Origin of the sequence: Xaviernesmea rhizosphaerae, from assembly GCF_001938945.1 — a bacterium.
Lineage (GTDB): Bacteria > Pseudomonadota > Alphaproteobacteria > Rhizobiales > Rhizobiaceae > Xaviernesmea > Xaviernesmea rhizosphaerae.
On the sequence record NZ_MKIO01000021.1, the window covers coordinates 314,404 to 329,914 of the forward strand.

Annotated in this window: 15 protein-coding genes; 8 read left to right on the plus strand and 7 right to left on the minus strand. The window is 64.8% G+C overall.

Translation table 11 applies throughout. The features are described from left to right. Positions 1-8: 8 nt before the first annotated feature. Entirely contained in the window at positions 9-1,211 is a 1,203-nt protein-coding gene (locus tag BJF92_RS05305) for an MFS transporter (RefSeq protein WP_075633710.1), read from the minus strand. Positions 1,212-1,550: 339 nt separating this feature from the next. Continuing rightward, positions 1,551-1,928, minus strand: coding sequence for an acyl-CoA thioesterase (locus tag BJF92_RS05310; RefSeq protein WP_075633711.1), 378 nt, complete (start codon positions 1,926-1,928; stop codon positions 1,551-1,553). A gap of 388 nt (positions 1,929-2,316) precedes the next feature. On the opposite strand from BJF92_RS05310, the gene BJF92_RS05315 reads away from it, so the two are divergent. The 6 genes from BJF92_RS05315 to BJF92_RS05340 all read left to right on the plus strand — a co-directional run bounded on the left by BJF92_RS05315 (position 2,317) and on the right by BJF92_RS05340 (position 9,015). Continuing rightward, positions 2,317-3,504, plus strand: a complete 1,188-nt coding sequence (locus tag BJF92_RS05315; protein WP_075633951.1) for an extensin-like domain-containing protein — start codon at positions 2,317-2,319, stop codon at positions 3,502-3,504. A gap of 382 nt (positions 3,505-3,886) precedes the next feature. After that, on the plus strand, positions 3,887-5,122 hold the full coding sequence (locus BJF92_RS05320) for an MFS transporter (protein ID WP_075633712.1): 1,236 nt from the start codon (positions 3,887-3,889) through the stop codon (positions 5,120-5,122). Between the two features lie 203 nt (positions 5,123-5,325). Next, positions 5,326-6,189, plus strand: a complete 864-nt coding sequence (locus BJF92_RS05325; protein WP_143523910.1) for an ATP-grasp domain-containing protein — start codon at positions 5,326-5,328, stop codon at positions 6,187-6,189. A gap of 185 nt (positions 6,190-6,374) precedes the next feature. Next, a complete protein-coding gene (locus BJF92_RS05330) occupies positions 6,375-7,178 on the plus strand; it encodes a MipA/OmpV family protein (RefSeq protein WP_075633714.1) in 804 nt (267 codons plus the stop codon). Positions 7,179-7,330: 152 nt separating this feature from the next. After that, positions 7,331-8,257 (plus strand): ABC transporter ATP-binding protein, encoded by a 927-nt coding sequence (locus BJF92_RS05335; protein WP_075633715.1) that lies wholly within the window; start codon positions 7,331-7,333, stop codon positions 8,255-8,257. Next, positions 8,254-9,015: an ABC transporter permease gene (locus BJF92_RS05340; protein WP_075633716.1), complete on the plus strand. Its 762-nt coding sequence runs from the start codon at positions 8,254-8,256 to the stop codon at positions 9,013-9,015. The genes BJF92_RS05335 and BJF92_RS05340 overlap by 4 nt, the downstream gene beginning before the upstream one ends. A 330-nt stretch (positions 9,016-9,345) precedes the next feature. Here the strand turns inward: BJF92_RS05340 and BJF92_RS05345 are convergent, their stop codons facing one another. The 5 genes from BJF92_RS05345 to BJF92_RS05360 all read right to left on the minus strand — a co-directional run bounded on the left by BJF92_RS05345 (position 9,346) and on the right by BJF92_RS05360 (position 12,417). After that, entirely contained in the window at positions 9,346-10,050 is a 705-nt protein-coding gene (locus BJF92_RS05345) for a hypothetical protein (RefSeq protein ID WP_075633717.1), read from the minus strand. Between the two features lie 119 nt (positions 10,051-10,169). Next, positions 10,170-10,535 (minus strand): pentapeptide repeat-containing protein, encoded by a 366-nt coding sequence (locus tag BJF92_RS26390; protein WP_143523943.1) that lies wholly within the window; start codon positions 10,533-10,535, stop codon positions 10,170-10,172. Further along, positions 10,531-11,232 (minus strand): retropepsin-like aspartic protease family protein, encoded by a 702-nt coding sequence (locus tag BJF92_RS05350; protein ID WP_075633718.1) that lies wholly within the window; start codon positions 11,230-11,232, stop codon positions 10,531-10,533. The genes BJF92_RS26390 and BJF92_RS05350 overlap by 5 nt, the downstream gene beginning before the upstream one ends. Continuing rightward, complete coding sequence (locus BJF92_RS05355) at positions 11,229-11,447, minus strand: DUF1289 domain-containing protein (RefSeq protein WP_075633952.1); 219 nt, start codon at positions 11,445-11,447, stop codon at positions 11,229-11,231. Before BJF92_RS05355 ends, BJF92_RS05350 begins: the two co-directional genes overlap by 4 nt. 181 nt (positions 11,448-11,628) lie before the next feature. Beyond that, a complete protein-coding gene (locus BJF92_RS05360) occupies positions 11,629-12,417 on the minus strand; it encodes an adenosylcobinamide-GDP ribazoletransferase (protein ID WP_075633719.1) in 789 nt (262 codons plus the stop codon). A gap of 395 nt (positions 12,418-12,812) precedes the next feature. On the opposite strand from BJF92_RS05360, the gene cobT reads away from it, so the two are divergent. Together cobT and BJF92_RS05370 are read left to right on the plus strand one after the other, a co-directional pair. Further along, entirely contained in the window at positions 12,813-13,832 is a 1,020-nt protein-coding gene (gene cobT, locus BJF92_RS05365; protein WP_075633720.1) for a nicotinate-nucleotide--dimethylbenzimidazole phosphoribosyltransferase, read from the plus strand. Positions 13,833-13,991: 159 nt separating this feature from the next. Further along, positions 13,992-15,254 (plus strand): GGDEF domain-containing protein, encoded by a 1,263-nt coding sequence (locus tag BJF92_RS05370; protein ID WP_158032192.1) that lies wholly within the window; start codon positions 13,992-13,994, stop codon positions 15,252-15,254. The last annotated feature ends 257 nt before the right edge of the window (positions 15,255-15,511 follow it).

A 15,511-nucleotide genomic window follows, 5' to 3' on the forward strand; every position in this document is an offset into this window, starting at 1 on the left:
GCGGAGCGTCAACCCGTCGTGTCGCGGGCGTGCGGGGCCACGTCGCGGCGGAAGATCAGGAAGGGAATGAGGGCCAGCAGCGCCACGGCGCCATGCAGCCAGTAGGCGGCGTGGAAGCCGAAGTCCTGCGTCAGCGTGCCGGCGACGATGTTGGAGGAGGAGGCGCCGATGCCCTGCACGGTCATGACGGCGGCCAGGCCGACATTGAAGCGCCCGGTGCCGGAAAGAATGCGCTCGGCCGCCACGGGGGTGGCGATGCCGATCAGGCCTGCGCCCAGGCCATCGAGAATTTGCACGGGATAGATCATCCAGAACTGATCGAAGCTGCCGGCAATCGCGCCGCGGATGGGCAAAGCCAGCAGGCCGATGATGAAGATCGAGGCGAGGCCGAAGCGGCGGATGAGGAAGGGGGCGGCGATCGCCGCGCCGATCATGGTCAGCTGGGATACGCCGGTGATCAGCGCCGTGGTGCGGAAGGGCGTTCCGAGCTCGACTGAGAATTGCTGCGCCACCAGCCGGCTGATCGGCGCATTGCCGAAATGGAAGACCAGCATGACGACGGCGAGAACGATCAGTCCGCGCGAGCCGACGAGAACGGAATAACCCGACGGACCTTCCTCGCCCTCGTCATGGCCCAGGCCGCGCGCGACCTTGTGGTCGATCTTGGCAGGGTCGATGGCCAGCGCTGCCGCGACCGCGCCGATGGCGGTGACGACCATCAGCACAACGATGCCCGAAAGGCCATAAAAGGTTGCGGCGAAATAGACGCCGGCCAGCGAAACGACATTGCCGGCATGGTTCCAGAACTCGTTGCGCGAGACCTGGTGAGGAAAGGCAGCCTCGCCGACAATGCCGAGCGTCAGGCCCATCAGCGCCGGGCCGATCACCGCGCCGACAATGGCGGTAACCGTCTGCCCGCCGACCACGACGACCATGTTCGGCATGGCCAGCGTCCAGAGCGCGGCGGCGGTGACGAGGATGACCGGCACGATCACCAGCAGGCGCTTACGGGGCGAATTGTCCACCAGCGCGCCGAAAAGCGGGGTGGCCACCATGCCGAGCACACCGCCGAAGGTGGCGATGGTGCCGAGCGCGAAGGGGGTCCAGCCCTGCGTCGCCAGGAAGGCATCGAGGAAGGGCCCAAGCCCATCGCGCGCATCGGCGAGGAAAAAGTTCAGGAAGGCGAGCGCAACCAGCGGTGTGGCGACCATGGCGGGCCCCGTCTTGCGGTGAAGGGGAAGAGCGGCAGCATCGTGCGACATCGGTATCCTCGAAAACGGGGCGACCGATACAACCAGCCGCAGCGCCGCAGAAAGGCGCCAGCAGGCGGTTAGTTCCGCATCATCTAATATTTTTTCGCAAATGCGTGACCGGGCCGTGAACGGGCGCAAAGGAAGAGAGCCGGGCAGCCTGCGCCGACGACTGTCCAGCCGCCTTTGCGGCGATTTCAAGCGGCGCAAAGGTGGCAGGATGGACGTCGTCCCCGTGCCGGCATCATCTGCGAGGCAAAGGCCCACCTGGGCCGGCCGGCCGAGGATCCCTCTCGGCCGTTACTCTGCCGGCAGCGGCTTCGGCTTGCCCTCGTCATCCAGCGCTACCATGATGAAGGTGGCTTCGGTCACCTTTTCCAGATCCCGATGGCGCGAGCGCTGGGCCCAGGCCTCGACATGCAGCGTGATGGAGGTGCGCCCCGCGCGGGTGATCTCGGTATAGATGTTCAGCGTGTCGCCGATCTTCACCGGCAGCTCAAAGGCCATTTCCTTGACCGCCGCGGTGACGACACGCCCGCGCGCCCGCTCGGCCGCGCGGATGCCACAGGACAAGTCCATCTGTGCCATGACCCAGCCGCCGAAAATATCGCCGGCCGGATTGGCATCGGCGGGCATGGCGAGCGTGCGCAGGGTGAGTTCGCCGGTGGGCTTGGGCATGGGACAGGATCTCCTGATGTTGCTGGTGCGGCGCACAGTAGAGCAAGCCGCAGATGATGGAAAAGCGTTTTTCAGAGGACGCTTGCAGGCGGCGGGGCATGCCGGAAGTCTTCCTTTGGCCCGAAACCCTGCTTGTGTAAGACTTGATTTACCTTGTTCCTCAATTCTGGGTCCTTGGAGACCGGCCATCCTGCCTTGGTCTCACAAAGGGCGGATCGTCGGCGCAAGCCTTGCGGCGGCGATCACGGATGGACCCATGCGCTTCGATGACACTCCGACGGCTTTTTCCGCTGCCTGCCCCCGGCGCCTGGGGGCGCCTCTCCCGGCCGGGTGCGGCATTCGCGGGCGAGGGCGCTTCCTGCTGCGCAAGGCCGGCTTTGCGGCGCTGATGGCCGTGCTGTCTGCCTGTACATCGGACGGGCTGGAACTCGAACCCTCCGCCCGGCTCGACCCCGACCGCGCCGCACCGGCACGCGCCTCCTCGGGGCTTGCCCCTGTGGCCGAGCCGCCGCCGGGACCGGCCGCCGCGCCTCTGGCCGAACCGGAGCCGGACGGCGCGATCGGCCCGGCCGCCTCGTCCTCCGGCTATCCCGCGCGCCATCACCGGGCGCTTTCTGCGGCATCGTCCGCTTCCTTTCCGTCGGCCTCTGCTTCATCGGCCGCGCCTTCGGCCGGCGTCGATGTCGATGGCATGCTGGGCGCGCCGGCGGTGAAGGGGCTGGCCGAGGAGGAGGCCGAGCAGATCGCTGAAGGACGCAGCAGCCAGCCCGTGGTCGATGGCATTGGCGGAGAGGTGCATGCAGTCGCGCCTCGCCGCCTGCCGGAGCCGGAGAGCGGGCCGCCGCCGGCGATCGACCCCGACCTGCCGCCGCTGCCGCCACGGGCCGGGGCCGCGCGCGCCGAGCGCCGCTCCGATGCCCGGCCTCCGACGCGGGCGGGGGAGGATCAGGTGGCCTTCATTCCCCGGCTCGTGCCGAAGAGCGATGCGCCGATGTCGCTGCCGGCGCCGCCGGACGGCACGATGCCGGCCGACGAGGTGGCCTGCCGCCGCCAGCTCAAGGCGCTCGGTGTCACCTATCGCGAGGTGCCGCGCATCACCAATGGGCCGACCTGCGGCATCGAGCATCCGGTGAAGGTCTCCGGCCTCTCCGGCAACATTGCCGTCAGCCCGGCGGTGACGCTCAACTGCCAGACCAGCGTCGCCTTTGCCTCCTGGGTGAAGAACGAGCTCGCGCCGGCCGCGCGCCTGCGCTACCTCTCCGGCGTGGCCGTGGTGAAGCCGATGGGAGGCTATTCCTGCCGACCGATGAACAACCGGCGCGGCAATCCCATGTCGGAACACGCCCATGGCAATGCGATCGACATCGGCACCTTCATCCTGAAGAGCGGCAAGGAGATCGACGTGCGCAAGCCCGGCTTCTTCGCCTTCCGCGAAAAGGGGCTCTTGAAGGCGGTGCGGGCCGACAGCTGCAAATATTTCAACACCGTGCTCGGCCCCGGCAGCGATCCGCAGCACAAGGACCACTTCCATTTCGACCTGCGCGACCGCCGCTGCGGCTATCGGCACTGTGATTAAGCTGGGCGATTGATCCTTCAGCCTCGTGCCGCGCGGCAGAGGCGCAAAAAAAAGGCCGGCATCATGCCGGCCAAGAGGAACGGGACCTGGCGCAGAGGGGACTGCCGTCGAGGTCCATGCAGACGAAGCTGGTGTGCGCAGGTTCGTCGCGGGCGACACTGCCCAGCCTCGGTCACCGTTTGATGACGGATCGGCGACGGCTTGGTGACACACCCTGTGGATGCGCGGTGGAAAGGACTGCCTCAAGCGACGTTGAGGATGTTGTCCCACGGCACGATCGGTTGTGCGCCCTATATCGCCGCGAGAGGCTGCTTGACTCTGGGCCTGCCTTTATGGCCGCTGTCGAGATCCGCATCGTCCCGGTGCGCGCAGGGAGAAAGCCATGGCATCCTCGCCCGGATTTGCCGAGCGGATCGCGCTCTATGCGCTGCTGACGGCGCTCACCTCCTTCAGCATCGATGCGCTGTTGCCGGGCCTGCGCCAGCTGGGCGCCGAGCTGGCGCCCGCTCCGCCGCTCTCCACCCAGCATGTCATCTCGCTCTTCATCTTCGGCATGGTGTTCGGCGAGCTTCTGATCGGCCCGCTCTCGGATGCGCTGGGTCGCCGGCCGGCGCTGATGATCGGGCTTGGCATCTACGCGTTCGGCAGCGTGATCGCGCTCACCGCGCCTTCGCTGCCCCTGCTCGTTCTCGGCCGCATCCTTCAGGGGGTCGGCGTGGCCGGGCCGAAGATTGCCACACGGGCGATGATCCGCGACCAGTTCGAGGGCGATGCCATGGCCCGGGTGATGTCGCTGATGTACACGCTGTTCATTCTGGTGCCGATGCTGGCGCCCACGCTGGCGCAGGGCCTGATTGCGCTCGCCGGCTGGCGCAGCCTGTTCGCCGCCTATCTCGTGCTGGCGGCGCTCGGCGGCGGCTGGCTGATGCTGCGCCATCCCGAGACCTTGCCTGCCGGCCGGCGGATTGCCTTGCGCCCCGCGCTGATCTGGCGCAATGGCGGACGCATTCTGGCGCACTTGAGGGTGACGCTGCTGATCGCGGCCACAGGCCTCGTCTTCGGCGCGCAGCTCCTCTATCTCAGCACCGCGCCTGATCTGTTCTTCGATCTTTACGGCATTGCCGAACGCTTTCCGCTTTATTTCGCCGGGCTGGCGCTGGGCATCGGCCTCGCCACCTTCGTCAACGCCGCGCTGGTGCGGCGCCTCGGCATGGCTTCGATGGCCAAGGCCGGCTTTGCCGGGCTGATCCTGTCCAGCGCTGCGCTGTTTGCCGCTTCCTGGGCGGGCCATGGCAGGCCCGCGCTCGTGCTGTTCATGGCGGGGCTGTTCGCGGCCTTCTTTTCCATCGGCATTCTCTTCGGCAATCTCAATGCCTTGGCCATGCGCGCGCTCGGCCAGATCGCCGGCCTCGGCGCCTCGCTGGTCTCCGCCGGGTCCAGCCTTGTCTCCACGCTCTTTGCCGTGCTGCTCGGCCGGCTTTACGATGGCAGTGCCTACGGCCTCTCGGCCGGCCTGCTGCTGGCCGGGCTTGGCGGCGCGCTCCTGTTCGCGCTGGCCCTGCGCTGCGATGCGACGCCGGTCGAGCCGGTGACCGCAGAGGCAGACAGGTCGCGTTGAGACCTGCCGCTCGAGGCCGCTTGTTCACATCCTCATTCTCAACTACGGACTGAGAGGGGGCGCGTGCTCTCCTGCTCCAAACTGTGTCCTTGACGTCGGATTGATCCCCGACTTGCGCATTCCGCCAATAGGGTTTCGCAGTAGACGTCATCGCTCGAATGATCTAATTTCGAGAAATAGACTATTTTAGTAAGCTAAGTATCGTGAAGACGGATTGTGGTAACAGGTTCCTGGTCGGACACACTGAATTTCAGAACCATGTTTTTCGAGGGGCTGTCGGAAATGATTATGCCATCGATGTTTGCAGGTTCGAGGATCTCTCTTCCCATGACTGGGATCGCTATGATTGCATCGTTCCCTTAAGTCTCGCAGACTACAACCCGTTGCGCAGGATCGGCGCGAGACTGGCTGGAAAGGCCATCTATCCCACCGCCTCCGCGGTCGCGGTCTGCGATGACAAATACGCGTTTAATCGCGTCGTCTCCAATTCGCCGTTCGGTGTCATGATCCCGCAACTGATCGCAGATGTGAGCGCCAGCCCCTTTCCCTGCATCCTGAAACGAAGACACGACCATTTCGGCGTGGAATCGTTCGTTCTTCGATGTGAGGGCGATGTTTTGCAGCATGCGCGTCGATTGAAGTCGGATGACTATTTTCTCCAGGAATACATCGAAGGCAAAGAGGAATATGCAACCCATATCCTGCTACGCGATGGAGAAATCGTCTTTTCCTTCAATGTTTTGTACGAGGTGGCGGATCAGCCTTTCGTCAAGGGAAAACGCCAGCATCACCTATCGATGAAGACTGCAATCGCTCTTCCCTTCCTCAAGGATTTTCTCAAGGTTCTGGACTATATCGGATTTCGCGATGGCACCTGCTGCCTCGATTACAAGATTTCCAACGGCACGCCCCAGATCTTCGAGATCAATCCACGTTTCGGATGGTCGCTCTTCCATGATTTCGGCCCCTATCTGCGGTCTTATAGAGAGGCGGCGCAAGGCTGGACCGGCGCGTCCGCTCCCGCGCTGAGCGATCCCGCCCCGCTGATGGCGGATGCTTTGCCGTAAGCAAGCGGGGATGGCGCACTTCTGGGATCAAGACTGCAGCCACACCTCTGGGTTCGGCCTTCGGCTCCATCTGTGCCACCAGCTTGATCGCCAACGTGCTTAAATAAACCTTAAGATGTTTCGAACACAAACAGTCGGACAGTCTCGTTCCTTTTGTCTGTCTGTGTTTCGAAAGGTCGCCCGGCATGAAGCTGCTGCCCCCGTCGTTTCTCGCCCTGCTCATGGCAGGGCTGCCGCTGTCGGCGGCGCGTGCCGGAGATTATCCCTGGTCCGGCGACTGGGCGCTGACACTGGGCGGCTCCGTGGCCAATGCGCCGGCCTTCTACGGGGCTCGCGACCGTCGCTTCGTCTTCTCGCCGATCCTGTCGATCGGCCGACAGAGCAAGCTGGACCGGTTCGTCTCGCGCAACGACAGTGCCAGCCTGCCGCTTTACGATTCCGGCCGGGTGAGCTTCGGCCTTGCCGGGCGCTTCCTGGCGGCGCGCGACGAGAACACGTCGGAGGACCTGCATGGGCTTGAGGATGTGCGCTTCGGCGGCGAGGTCGGCGCTTTTGCCCAGGCCTATCCGACCGACTGGCTGCGCACCCGCGTCGAAGTGCGCCACGGCATTCGCAGCCATCATGGCACCGTGCTCGATCTGCAGGCCGATGCCTATACCGACATCACGCCGACGCTGCGCATCTCCGGCGGCCCGCGCGCGACCTATGCCAGCTCCGCCTTCGGCCGCGCCTATTATGGCGTGAATGGCGAGCAGGCGGCGGCTTCCGGGCTGGACCCCTATGATCCGGGCAGCGGCTGGCAGTCTGTCGGCGCGGGTGGCGCGCTGACCTGGAAGGCCACCGACAAGGTGGAAACCAGCGCCTTCGTCGAGTATCGCCGCATGATCGGCACCGCCGCCGACAGCAGCCTGGTGCGCCAGAAGGGCTCGGAAAACCAGCTGACGGTCGGCCTCTCGGCCAGCTACCGCTTCGATTTCACGCTGGAGTAGGGCGCGGAACTCTTCTTTAAGGATAGGACAGCGGGAGGAAACGGTGCGTCGCCGCTTTGCTGCGCATTTCCCTCCGCCGCCCGCTTGGCCGGACCGCCCTGCCGCCCCATCTATGGCGGCGACAGCTTCCGCGCCCAAGGATCTCCCCGCCTATGCCCCCCATCGTCTCCGTCTCCGGCCTCGTCAAGACCTATGGCAATGGGTTCCAGGCGCTGAAAGGCATCGATCTCGATATCGAGGAGGGCGAGATCCTCGCGCTGCTCGGGCCGAACGGCGCCGGCAAGACCACGCTGATCTCGATCATCTGCGGCATCGTCAATCCCTCCGGCGGAAAGGCGCTGGTCGGCGGTTTCGACGTGGTCCGGGATTTCCGCAAGACCCGGGCGATGATCGGCCTGGTGCCGCAGGAACTGACCACCGACCAGTTCGAGAGCGTCTGGAACACGGTGACCTTCTCGCGCGGCCTGCATGGCAAGCCCGCCGATCCCGGCTATATCGAGCGGGTGCTGAAGGACCTTTCGCTCTACGACAAGAAGGACAACAAGCTGCGCGAGCTCTCCGGCGGCATGAAGCGCCGGGTGCTGATCGCCAAGGCGCTGGCGCATGAGCCGCGCGTGCTGTTCCTCGACGAGCCCACCGCCGGCGTCGACGTCAATCTGCGCAAGGACATGTGGAAGGTGGTGGAGCGGCTGCGCGAAAGCGGTGTCACCATCATCCTCACCACCCATTATATCGAGGAGGCCGAGGAGATCGCCGACCGCATCGGCGTGATCAGCAGCGGCCAGCTCCTGCTTCTCGAAGAGAAGGCGGCGCTGATGAAGACGCTGGGGCGCAAGACGCTGGCGATCGATCTCGCCCGGCCGATCGATACCGTGCCCGAGGCGCTGGCGGGGTTCAATCTGCGGCTGGAGGAGGGCGGGCGCCGGCTGGTCTACGACTATCACGCCTCGGGCGCGCGCACCGGCATCACCACGCTCCTGGCGGCGCTCGCCGAAGCCGGACTGACGCTGAAGGACCTCTCGACCCGGCAAAGCTCGCTGGAAGACATTTTCGTGGAACTGGTGGAGGCGGGCCGATGAACGGGCAGGCGATCAAGGCGATCTATCTCTTCGAAATGGCCCGCATGCGCCGCACGCTCTTGCAGAGCGTGGTCTCGCCCGTCATTTCCACCTCGCTCTACTTCATCGTCTTCGGCGCAGCGATCGGCCAGCGCATCCAGGAGATCGACGGCGTGCCCTATGGCGCCTTCATCACCCCGGGACTGATCATGCTGACGCTGCTCACCCAATGCGTCAACAATGGCGCCTTCGGCATATACTTCCCGAAATTCACCGGCACGATCTACGAGATCCTCTCCGCCCCTGTCTCCATGGCCGAGGTGCTGATCGGCTATGTCGGCGCGGCCGCGACCAAGGGCATGATCATCGGCCTGATCATTCTGGCCACCGCCTCGCTCTTCGTCGATATCCGCATCGCCCATCCCGTGATGATGGTGGTGTTCTTCGCGCTCACCGCCATCACCTTCTCGCTGCTCGGCTTCGTCATCGGCATCTGGGCCAAGGATTTCGAACAGCTGAACCTCATCCCCATGCTGGTCGTGCCGCCGCTGGTCTTCCTCGGCGGCAGCTTCTACTCGATCAAGATGCTCCCGCCCTTCTGGCAGGCCGTCAGCCACGCCAATCCGGTGCTCTACCTGATCTCCGGCTTCCGCTGGTCCTTCTTCGAAGTGGCAGAGGTCGATCCCATGATCAGCGTCGCCATCATCCTTGGCTTCCTTGCGGCGCTGTCGGGTCTGGTGACCTGGATCTTCCGGACGGGGTATCGGCTGCGGGAGTAGCTTTGTCCCCAGGCTTGAGGGCCCGATATGCCATTGCCGTGCTCGACGCTATAGCATCTACTGAGCGCTCGCCTTGTTTTAGTCCAACACCGCCGCGCCGCGCAGAGCCGGCGCTGCCGCCGAGGCACAAGTGACGCCGTGACGCGTCCGCGCCCATCATCCATCCTAGCGTCCTTCTACCAAGCATACCGGCTGTCGATTCCGCTGGCTTGCTTCAAGCCCCCGACACGTCACCGTGGCGCGGACATTTGCGGCGCTTCCCGGCTTGACATGCTTTTTTTGCTTACACGCCGTCTATCGCAAAGCCTGCGAACGTTTGTGCGACATACGTCAGAAGAGCAGGATCTGCAGGTCGCCGCGCTGAAGGCGATAGCTGTCGCCGAGCCTCGCGGACGCGGCTTCGGAAGGTGGTAGAACGCTCTTCGTGAGGGCCAGAACGTCTTGGCTGACGCTTACCCCTTTCTGCGAGGGGACTATAACCGTCGACTGCGGCGGCGCAGCGATTTTCGCCTCTGACAAGTCGGTCATGATGCTGCTGGCCGGATATCCGGCTGCAGTAAGTGCGGACTGCAGATTGACAGCATCGTCCCTCCGCGAGTCGCGGTAAAACACTAGGACGGTGTACCCGCTGTTTCGCTTGAACAGTGCGCCCTGATCGTTGATGTCGGCAACCTTTAGACTCGACGAATTTCGCATTCCATTGATGACGTCAACCAGTTTCCGGTTGATGTCCGCCTGCTTCTCCAGTGCATCCTGGGCTTTCTGTATCTCGATGTTGAGGCGTGGAATATCATTGTCCTTGACATTGTTGGCAGTATTCTTCGCCTCGACAGCGTCCTGAACGGCGACATTGAAGTTCAGTTCGAATCCGATGAAGGCGATTTTCGCGTTGCTCACCCGTAATACGCCCATCACCAGAAGGGTGACTCCCATAATCAGGACCAAAGCGTAAGCGGATGTCGGATAATGCCGGGCGACGAAGTACAGCCCGAAGACGAGCAAGGTTGCCCCTGCCACCAGAAGAGTGAACTCCATCCAGCTTTCCCCGCGTTCGACGTAATGTCATGAAATGTAAATTTTATGAATTCTATATTAGGCAAAATTTATATTTAATGACAAGGGTTGCATCGTGGATAAGGCACAATTTCTCTACATTATGAGCCCAATCTTCGAGGTTTCAGTTCATTAGCGGACCGCACATCGGGTTTGCGAAGTCCCGGCGGACGGCGCGCGCACCGGCTGCGCGGCATTGAAGGCCGAGACCAGATCTTCCAGGGTGGACGTCGTAGAGCGTCGCGCTGGCAAAGCGGCATTGCGGAAAAGACGACGTCGGAGAGTTTGATGTCCTGAAAGCCCGAACACGCCAAGTTGACGTCGGTGCCGAACCAGCCGATCATATTGCAGTGGTTATATAGCTTACTGGAGAAGTTGATCTGGTTTAACGAGGTGTTTGTGAGATTGGCCTCATTGAGCCTCGCCCTCAGCCGTCGGTGTCGTTCACGAGCTGGCTGCGCATCAATCCCTCAGCCTCAGCTCATTCGTCTTCATCTGCAAAAGATCCAGCGTCGAGAGGAAGCTCATGCCGAGCAGGCTCTGGTCGAGCCGGCCTTTTTCGGCAACCAGCGCGGCCACGCGGGTGCGCTCGATCGGGCCGATGGCGACGGTGTCCAGCGTGATGGGGGCAGCGCGCGCTTCGCCATTGGCGGTCAGCACGCGGCGGGAGAAGGTGAGCTTGTCGGGCGCAATGCCGATGCGCTCGGCATCCTCATAGGACAGCGTCACGTTGCTGGCGCCGGTGTCGACCAGCATGCGCAGGCGGTTGCCGTCGACTGTGACATCGGCCTCGAAATGGCCGTTCAGCATCTTGCTGAGCACGACCTCCTGATAGCCCTCATTGTCGGTGAAGACGGCGGCATAGCCGGGCATCAGCCCGCCGGCCAGCCGCTGGCCGAAGGACTGCAGGTCGCTCTTGTAGACATAGGCCGTCACCAGGGCCAGGAGCAGAACCAGCCAGATCAGCAGCCGCTGCAGCCGTTGGCCGAGCTGCATGCGCCCGCGCCAGAGGCCTGCGGCCATCACCGCCAGGAAGGCCGAGAGCGAAACCAGCCGGGCAAAGGCGTCATTGCCGAGCCCCAGCATCTGTCCACCATCGTGATTGAACAGGAGAATCGCCAGGCCAAGCGCGAGAATGGAGAGGCCGATGACGAGCGGGTTCATGAAGCGGTCTCCTCCTTGCAGGATTGAAGGGGCAGGCGGGATGGATCGGGCAGGCCGGTGCGGACCCGCCGGGCCGCAAGCTGCGTCATGATCTGCGCGCGGCCCTGGTCGCCGAGCGTCGCCCAGGCCCCGATCTCCTCCAGCGTGCGGGCGCAGCCGAGACAGAGGCCGCTTCGGGCATCGATGGAGCAGATGTGGATGCAGGGCGATTGCACGATGGCGGGTTTCCCGTGATTGTCTGAGGCACGGCCGCAGGGATCCGGCGTGCGGATATGCGTGTCGTGGTCTTTGCAGGCCGCGAGAGGCGATCGGCGGCCTTCTATGCTGCGAAGCGCCGGCTTGTGCATCCGGCGGAGGGACCGGCGCGAAGGATGCGCCGTCGTTGATATTGGCCTGTTAGAGCATGACCGCAAGGGCCACCAGCAGCGCGGCTTCGCTCAGCTGCTGGGTCGCCCCGATCGTGTCCCCGGTATGGCCCGCGAGTCGGGCGCGGACATGGCGGGTGAAGAGGAAGGTGGTGCCGGCGCAGGCCAGCAAGGCGAGGCCGGCCGCCCCCGCCGAGTGCAGGGTGAGGGCGAGGAGCAGCGCGCCGGCGAGTGCGAAGCCGCCGGCGGTGCGCACGGCGCCCGCGTCCGGCTGACCGGCGCCAGCCGCCGTTCCCGAGGCGCGCGCTGGCGGCAGGGCCTGCCAGTGATAGAGCATGGCGAACCGGCTGAGGCCGGCAGCGAGCATCATCAGGATGACCAGCGACAGGGGGGGCAGCACTGCCATCAGCGCCGCCAGGCTCGCAACCCGCAGGCCGAGCGTGAAGATCAGCGCCAGCGCGCCATAGCTGCCGATGCGGCTGTCCTTCATGATCTCCAACGCCCGCTCGGCCGTGCGCCCGCCGCCAAGCCCGTCGGCGCTGTCCGCCAGCCCGTCCTCGTGCAGCCCGCCGGTTATCGCCGCCATCAAGGCCAATGCCAGCAGAACGGTCACCAGTGGCGGCGCCTGGATCGCCGCCAGCAGCCCCGCCAGCATCGCCGCCGGTGCCGCGATCACCGCGCCGGCCAGTGGAAAGGCGCGCACCGTCAGGCTCATCCGGCCGTCATGGCCGATGAAGAACCGATCCGCCACGGGCAGGCGGCTCAAGAAGGCGATGGAGCGGGCGATGTCGTCGAAGAAGGACAGGGCGGGACGAGACATGGGCATGCGGCCTTGTGCGGGAGCATGGCAGGCAGCGGCCTGCGAATCCCCCGGGCTTTGTGAAACGCGGTTGCCGAGATCACCGCCAAGCGCGCGGGATTGTCAAATTCAATCCGACCGGCCCAGTGCGGCGAAAAGGGAATTTCCATCCGCGCCGCCATGGGCTAGAGCATGTCGCGCAAAAGCGGTCGCCGGTTTTGCAGGCACGACATGCCGCAAAACAAGGGGTTAAAGCATGGGAAGCTGCTCCGGCAGATCACAATTCGCTTGAAAGCGCCGATGACGCGCCGTCATGGCCCTGTCCCTCCGCCCTTGCTCCGGCGTGCGGCGGGCGAAGACGGCCAAAAATGCCGGTCGCGGATACCGGCCAAAGATGATTGAGAAGGACGACAGAGATGAGTGCCAGCGGGCTGCCTTTCGACGATTTCCGCGCGCTTCTGCGCAGTCTGCCCGGCCCGGATGGCGCGGCGCTTTCGGCCGCGCGGGCGCGCGACAAGGAGCTGACCAAGCCGCCGGGCTCGCTCGGCCGCCTGGAAGAGATCGCCTTCTGGCTGGCGGCCTGGACCGGCCGCGCGCCTGCCGTCACCCGGCCGCTGGTCGCCATCTTCGCGGGCAATCACGGCGTCGCCCGCCAGGGCATCACCCCCTATCCGCCTGAAGTCACCGCGCAGATGGTTGAAAACTTCGCCGCCGGCGGCGCGGCGATCAACCAGATCTGCGTGGCCTATGATCTCGGCCTGAAGATCTTCGACCTCGCGCTCGACTACCCCACCGGCGACATTAGCGAAGAGGCCGCTCTGTCGGAACGCGACTGCGCGGCGACCATGGCCTTCGGCATGGAAGCGCTGGCCGGCGGCACCGATCTGCTCTGCATCGGCGAGATGGGCATCGGCAACACCACGATCGCCGCCGCCATCAATCTCGCGCTTTATGGCGGCAGCGCCGCCGACTGGGTCGGCCCCGGCACCGGCTCCACCGGCGAGCTCCTGGCGCGCAAGACGGCGGCGGTGGAAAAGGCCGTGGCGCTGCATCGCGACCATCTGTCCGATCCGCTGGAAGTGCTGCGCCGTCTCGGCGGGCGCGAGGTGGCGGCGATGGCGGGTGCCATCCTCGCCGCCCGGGTGCAGAAGGTGCCCGTGATCATCGATGGCTATGTGGCCACGGCGGCAGCCGCCATCCTGCACGCCGCCAACCCGGCCGCGCTCGACCATTGCCTGATCGGCCATGTTTCGGCCGAGCCCGGCCATCTCGCGGCCATCCAGAAGCTTGGCAAGACGCCGCTTCTGGCGCTCGGCATGCGGCTGGGCGAAGGGTCGGGGGCGGCCATCGCCGCCGGCATCGTCAAGGCGGCGGCCGCCTGCCATTCCGGCATGGCCACCTTCCCGCAGGCCGGCGTGAGCAACGCCGAAGTGTGAATGGCCGGGCAGGGGATGAGCGGAGCGGCCGACACAATTCGGCCCCTTTCTCAACCACCCATTTAAGATTTGATGCAATCATCCTTTCCGGTCGCTGAAGGCGGCCGGAATTTGCGTTAAGCGCGCCGCATGCGCGCCCATGGGGATGAAGGCAGAATCATGCCGCAGGCTGTTGGATCCAGGATCACGATCAAGGCTGTCGAACGCGCAATGGCGCGCCGCTCCTGGCGCCTGCGCTTTTCGGCTGCGCTGGAAGAGGCCTTCCTGGAAAGCTACGTGGGCCAACGCCTGGCCCATGCGCTGGTCTGGTGCCTGACGGCCATGGTAATCTACGATCTGATGCTGGTGAAGGACGCGCTGCTGATGCCGGAGCATTTTCCGGCCATGTTCGTCATGCGCTGCATCGTCTTTACCGCCGCCTGCCTGTGGCTGACGTATGTGAAGCTGCGCTGGCGCCAGCCCGACCTGCACGACCTGCTCTCGGTGGCGATTTTCCTGCTTGCCGTGCTGCTGCCGCTTCTGGTGATGGTGTGGAGCGACAGCCCGTATCGCGTCGTCTATCAGGTCGGCACCGTGGCGATGATGATCTACTTCACCCTGGTGGTGCGCCTGCGCTTCGTGCCGACGCTCTGCGCGCTGATGATCGCCACGGCGATCCAGATCTCGGCCACGCTGGTCAGCGGCATGCTGACCATGGCGGCCTTTGTCTCCTTCACCACCATTGTCCTGTGCTTGGCGGCGTCTGCCTATATTCTCGAACGGGCCGAGCGGCGCGATTTCCTGCGCTTCTGGCAGGAGCGACTGTTGCAGCAGTCGCTGCGCGAGGAGGCCGAGCGCGATGGCCTGACGGGCCTGCGCAACCGCTATGGCCTGGCGGCCGATGTCATCGGCCTGTGGCAGACGGCCATTCCGCAATGCATCTTCGCGCTGATGATCGATATCGACCATTTCAAGGCCTTCAATATCGCCGAGGGCAGCGCCCGGGCCGATCGCTGCATGCAGCGCATCGCCGCCCGCCTGTGCGAGTTCGCCAATCAGCGGGTGCGGATCTACCGTAATGGTGGCGACCGCATTCTGGTTCTCGCGCTCGACATGACGATCGACGAGGTTTTCGGGCTCGCCGAGCAGCTGCGCGCGGCGGTGGAGGGATTGGCCATTCCGCATCAGGCGCTCGGCCGGGGCCAGGTGGTCACCGTCAGCCTCGGCGTGGCGGCGGCCGATGCGCCCCACACTTCGATCGATACGCTGCTCGACCACGCCGCCTTCGTGCTGCACGAGGCCAAGCGTCATGGACGCAACTGCGTCTGGCCGCCGCAGCTGCCCTCGCTGCTGGCCGCACGCGCCGCCGCGCCAGTGTCGCTCACGTCGTCTGGGATGGAAGAGTGTGGGGTGGTAGAAGGCCGGCTGGCGCTGCGGGCCTGAGCCCGGGGAGGCAGCTGGCCTTAGTAGACGCCATGCCGCGCCCTTGCGGCCACCAGGGCTTAAGTTCGGGGAAGCGGTGCCATGGTCCGGGACCCGTTGGTCCGCATTGTCGTGAAGGACTTGGCGGATCGATTCGTTCGCCGGTGCCGACTGTCGGACAAATTGTCCGTCATAGGATTTGCCGATAAGGATGACTTTGCCTTGCGGACGCGAGCCTGTATGTAGGGCGGCGCGCGCCGTGGCCTGCATCTGGCCGG